Here is a 5299-nt window from a genome sequence, read left to right as displayed (position 1 = left end):
AGTGGTTGTCCCCCGTCCATGTTTCCCGATCCGAACAGAAGTCGGGCCTGCACGCCGCTTCGTTACTGTGATTTGGCCCGCCTCTGTCCAGATGGGCCTGAACCTGGAGACTCCCGGTTCGCGAAATTCGCTACTCAGACAATAATGAGCAAGCGCGTAGCTCACCACGCGGGGGTCAAACTGCGACGCACGTCACAGCCCTCCACGCAACCACAATGACAGGAGCCACGATCCGTGAACGATCATTCCCGCGGTGATGCCGAGAAACCAGATGCGTCTGGCACTTCCGCGGGCGAGCCCTCGGTTCGTCGTATCCGCAAGCGCACCAATGTCCGTAGCAAGTCCTACAAGCGCAAGCGTGCCCTGATCACGGGCGGTTTTGGGGCCTTGCTGGTGCTGGTAGCACTGGGTCTGTGGCTCGGCTATTCAGCCAGGGAAGCACGCGCAAATCTGTACGAAGCGCGCAACCACGCGCAGCTCGCGAAAAACGCGTTACTGGACGGTAATACAGAAGACGCGGAGCGGTCATCCGCCGACGCCGACAAGTACGCGAACCAGGCGTACGACTACACCCACAACGTCCCATGGAGCATCGCTTCCGCCATTCCGTGGCTGGGCAGCCCGCTCGAGACATCGCAGCAGATCTCCGAAGTGGTGCGCGGCCTGACGTCGGACGTGCTCACACCGGCCGTGGCAGCCGGAACTTCACTGGCGCCAAACCAACTCATCGCCTCCGGCGGCAAGGTGAATCTGCAACCCCTCGAGGACGCAACACCCGTACTGGATCAGACCGCCGCCGCCGCGCAACGTTGGAATGATCGGGCACAGGCTATCGACGAGCCCACATACCTGGCGTCGGTTTCCGATGCCCGTACCCAGCTACAGGACCAGCTTTCGGAGCTGTCAAAGCTGTTGGGAAATACAGCAATTGCCGCGCAGCTGGCACCCGCAATGTTGGGCGCAGACGGCCCCCGCAACTACTTCATGGCCTTCCAGACCAACGCCGAAGCGCGCGGAACGGGCGGCCTGCTGGGTGGCTACGGGGTCATTCGTGCGAATGATGGTGTGGCACGGGTAGACACGCTAGGGCGAAACTCGGACCTTGTCGGTGCAGCAGCGCCGTTGGACCTGGGACCGGAATTCGCCGCCCAGTACGGGCAGAGCCGACCGACCACAGACATCCGTAACAGTAACTTGAGTTCACACTTTCCCTACGCGGCGCAGATCTGGAAATCGATGTGGGCCCAGGAATCAGGCGAGCAAGTGGACGGTGCGATTGCCACCGACCCGATCGCCCTCAGCTATGTGCTCGGCGCCATCGGCCCAGTCAAAATGCCGGACGGAGAGGTGATCAACGCCGACAACGTGGTGGAACTGACGGAGTCAACCGCCTACGTCCGGTTTGCGGACGATAACAACGCCCGTAAACAGTATCTTCAGACTGTGGCAGCCCGCGTGATCGACAAGATGACCGGAGAGATCAAATCCCCGCAGAAGCTTCTAGACGCCCTCGGCCGGGCGGCCGGTGAGCGCCGTATCGCGGTGTGGAGCTCACATCCTCAGGAACAGGAAATTCTGGCCGGGACCCTCCTTGGTCACACCGTTCCTGATGATGCGGCACCATTCGCCGGGGTAGTCATCAACAATCAGGCCGGCGGCAAGCTCGACTACCACACGACCCGGGAGATCGACTACACGGCTGAGAGTTGCTCCGGCGACACCCGCCGCTCGACCGTGACGGTGAAGCTGACGAACAACACACCGGCAGGCGACTTCCCCGACTACGTCGCGGGAACGTTCATCAACACCCTCGGCGTGCCTAAAGGCACCAACGTGTCGGCTGTGTCACTACTGGCGACACAGGGCGCCCAGCTACGGAACGTGACGGTGGACGGCAAGCCGGCCGTGTTCCTGACGGGCAAGGAAATGGGCCACCCACTGTTCGACGTGCTGGTTCCCGTGAGGCAGGGCCAGTCGACGGAAATTAAATACCAGCTGACAGAGCCCGCCACCCCCGGCGAGGCGCGAGTACCGGTGCAGCCGCTGGTGGATGATCCGATCATCACGGTGAACGTACCGAACTGCGGGTGATTCGACAGTGGTTTCACAACCCGGCCCACCCGCTGCCACAGCCCTGGCTGTGGCAGCGGGTGGCGCTGCCGGTGCAGCGCTTCGGTGTCAACTGTGGCGGTGGTGGCCTGACGACACCGCCGGATTTCCGATTACCACATTCGCGATCAATGTGGTGGGTTGCTTCTTTTTCGGAGTATGCATCGCACCGACACTGGTTGCGCAGAGCCGTTCAGCCGCGATCGCGCATCCATTCTTCGTGTTCGGTGTGCTCGGAGGATTCACAACATTCAGCTATTTTGTCGTACAAGGAGTGAGAGTCACGTCTCCGTGGCTCGGTTTGCTCTACTTGTCGTTCACACCTATTGCAGCAATCCTTGCAGCATTGGCGGGCCGGGCATCCGCCGTCACCGTCCTTCGCCGCACCCCCCTCGTTAAGAGACGTGCGCCGTGACTACACCAGTCGCATTCGAATACATGTGGTGGGTAACCGCCGGAGGTGCGTTCGGCGCCCTGCTCCACTACCTCGCCGCGGCTGAAATCTCCCCAACCTCGCGCAGGGTTTCGGGTTACGCCATGTTATGTGCGTGCGGACTGCTCGGGGTTGTAGCAGCATCTGGAAAAGCAGGGGATGGTTACGCTTTCGTTGGGCTAGGTGTCCTCAGCTCAGTTGCGCCTTTGACAGCACTAGCCGACAGTGCGCTCCGTCCAGCTCAGGGGTTAACCATAGCCCGGTCGCTCTGTCGCGCAGCGTGGATCGTCGGCGCCGGTATCTCTATGGCAATTCTTGGGTACATTCTCGGCGAACTCGGCACCACCGCATGGGCGAGGTTCGGCTGACGCCAGCTCTGCAGACCCATGTCCTAGCAGGGACCTTGAAAGAAGGCTTTTGCGAAGCCAGCAAGCTGGTAGAAATACGTGTACTCCCATTCAGCGAGGCTAAAATCGTAATCTCGTGGAACTGGTCTCATGACTGTGTTGCCACCGAAACACTGCGAGAAGACGTATCGAGCACGCGGCAGGTGGTAACGCCAACTAATCACTAGTACTGTGTCCCAACCGTTTCGCTCCGCAAGTTCTTGGGTGAACATCGCCTCCCCGCGTGTGGTAGGTGGTGATGGGCGAACACAGGTGACAGTGAAATTCTCGTCGACTGTCGCACAGGCCTTCAACATCGACTTACTCGGAGGATAATACGGGTTGGAGAGCACGACACTACTCGACAATCCTTTCCTCGCAAGATCGATCCCATAGGCTTCGCGACCGTCCTGGTCCCCCCCGAGTACAACAATCGCATCCACCTGTTGGAGAGGGTCAATCCGCGAATGGTTAAACAGAGGATAACCACATACACCAATCACGACGCTCAGAACCAACCACGAGATAGCGAGTCCCACCGAGAGTCCTCTAAGCCGCCGCATGGGGTCAGCGTAAGCGAAGACTACCCGTGCAAGTGATTTAGACCGGGCCAGGACATCGTAATGTGACGGGTTCCTAGCGAAATCCACCGCTGTCGGGCCCGCTCGAAGTCTCACCTATCTCACCTCGCAGATGAAGCAGCAGCTCACACCGGCACCCAGCGATGTAGGCGACCCGATACCGCACCAGGCTGCAGCCGGCACTCTCGACGGACGATTCCGACATAATCAACCCGCCAACCTGGCAGCGACACCTCAAGCACGGCCCGAAGCCAATTCCACGACTGACTCTACTCGAAATAAGGTACGTATCAACGTGTCGTAGGTGACGCGATACGTCAACGGACAACTGAATGAGTCACGCGGCCAACAGCAAACGCGTTCTTAGATCAGCAGTAGTCGTTTGCCGGGTGTTGACGAAACTCCGCGCGTTGCCCGACCGGAGTGGTTACTCAGTCAGGTCCTCGGCCTTCCGAATCGACTTCGTCCGATCCCTGAACACTCCACGAAGAAATGGTGGTGAATCATATAGATATGGAACGCGCGTGGCACAGTAAAATCCGATGCAGATCGCAGTAACCAGCGGCGTCAACAGTATCGGCACCACCACACCACCAACACTCGCTGCGCGACCAGAGACTTCTGGCAGGTCGGCGACGAGCAACGTATGAATCAGACGGTGCATCAGGTAGACCGGCAGCGTCGTGTGGCCAGTGTATAGAACGATCGCCGCACCACGCGCATCGTCAACCCATCAATATTCCATAACTATCCCCGATATCGGTTCGGAATACAGCTTGCAGGAGACATGGCGTATCCCCACTAATCAGGCAAGTCAGCCTTCTATGCTCAGGCTGTCCAGCACACGTTGCGCAATGGCTTCGTGTCCCGCGTCGTTTGGGTAAAAGACGTCGCCAATACCACCGCCAAGATACGCGGGGCGACCGGCTGGCCCGCGCGATCCTGCCCGCTCAAAGATGTCCGTCAATTGGACAAACTTATTCTGGTCAGTTGAGCAAGCATCATAAATGATTGCGTCAATGATAAAAGCATCCTGTTGATCCCGCCAGGCACCCAGGCATAGTAGTGGGGCGGCAGGGGCGGAAACTTTTACCCTCGCGATGAGATCACTGTACCGCTGACGAAATTCCTCCTCTTGCTGCTGGGTTTCGATTCGCTCGAGAGACCCGAGCTCGACGATAACGAGACTTGAGCGCTCAGGAATAGGCGCATCGCTGACGATCGCAGACAACGGTGCTTCGGGTGGTGCCGTTACAACTGGATCAATTCGCCCTCCGACTCTCAAGGCATCGACAACCTTCCGTCGAAACCCCTCTTCGAAGCTGCTGGCGCCGCGGCCAGCTGCCAGCGCATCCCCGACGATCGTAACGAACGTGGTGCCATTCTGCCGACGATGGACCGTGAGCGGTGCCGGGCCAAGTTGAACGCCAGCACGGCCACTAGTGGCGATATTTGGCGTCACCTTAGAGTCCTCTGAGGTGAATCCCAGGATGATGGCACCGAAGATCACCGCCCCTATCGTGGATAGGGCCAGTACTTTCCTGCTCACAGTCTGTCTCATACATTCCCGTCTCTCTGCCAAACATAAAGGGCATTTTGCGTGACGCCGAGGCCTCTACGGAGACACATGCATTATTTGCGCTCAGTGTTTGACTCAGGAAACACCCCGTTAGCCGCGGCCCCCCGGGCAACCTCTCAGGTGTGACTTCACCGACACGACCCATTCTCGCCACAACCGACCCGAGCGTTACGGCAGTCTACCCAATGCAGTGGCCTGCCTCGCGCTCAGC

General features: G+C 59.2%; 4 protein-coding genes. 2 read left to right on the top strand and 2 right to left on the bottom strand.

Annotation, left to right across the window (positions count from 1 at the left end):
• Nucleotides 1-234 precede the first annotated feature (234 nt).
• Together I1A62_RS02995 and I1A62_RS47015 are read left to right on the top strand one after the other, a co-directional pair.
• A complete protein-coding gene (locus tag I1A62_RS02995) occupies nucleotides 235-2091 on the top strand; it encodes a DUF4012 domain-containing protein (protein ID WP_219453996.1) in 1857 nt (618 codons plus the stop codon).
• A 7-nt stretch (nucleotides 2092-2098) separates the two neighbouring features.
• Entirely contained in the window at nucleotides 2099-2524 is a 426-nt protein-coding gene (locus tag I1A62_RS47015) for a CrcB family protein (protein WP_374710667.1), read from the top strand.
• Between the two features lie 409 nt (nucleotides 2525-2933).
• Here I1A62_RS47015 and I1A62_RS02985 read toward each other — a convergent pair whose 3' ends face one another.
• Complete coding sequence (locus I1A62_RS02985; RefSeq protein ID WP_219453992.1) at nucleotides 2934-3491, bottom strand: YdcF family protein; 558 nt, start codon at nucleotides 3489-3491, stop codon at nucleotides 2934-2936.
• Between the two features lie 832 nt (nucleotides 3492-4323).
• Nucleotides 4324-5019 carry a hypothetical protein gene (locus tag I1A62_RS02980; protein WP_219453991.1) on the bottom strand — a complete coding sequence of 232 codons (696 nt, stop codon included), beginning with the start codon at nucleotides 5017-5019 and terminating at the stop codon, nucleotides 4324-4326.
• Between the last annotated feature and the right edge of the window lie 280 nt (nucleotides 5020-5299).

The sequence above is a fragment of the Rhodococcus sp. USK10 genome (assembly GCF_019378875.1).
Taxonomy (GTDB): Bacteria; Actinomycetota; Actinomycetes; order Mycobacteriales; family Mycobacteriaceae; genus Rhodococcus_F; species Rhodococcus_F pseudokoreensis.
Note: the sequence above shows the minus strand (reverse complement) of the source record. Positions and strands in the feature narration are given on the sequence as shown.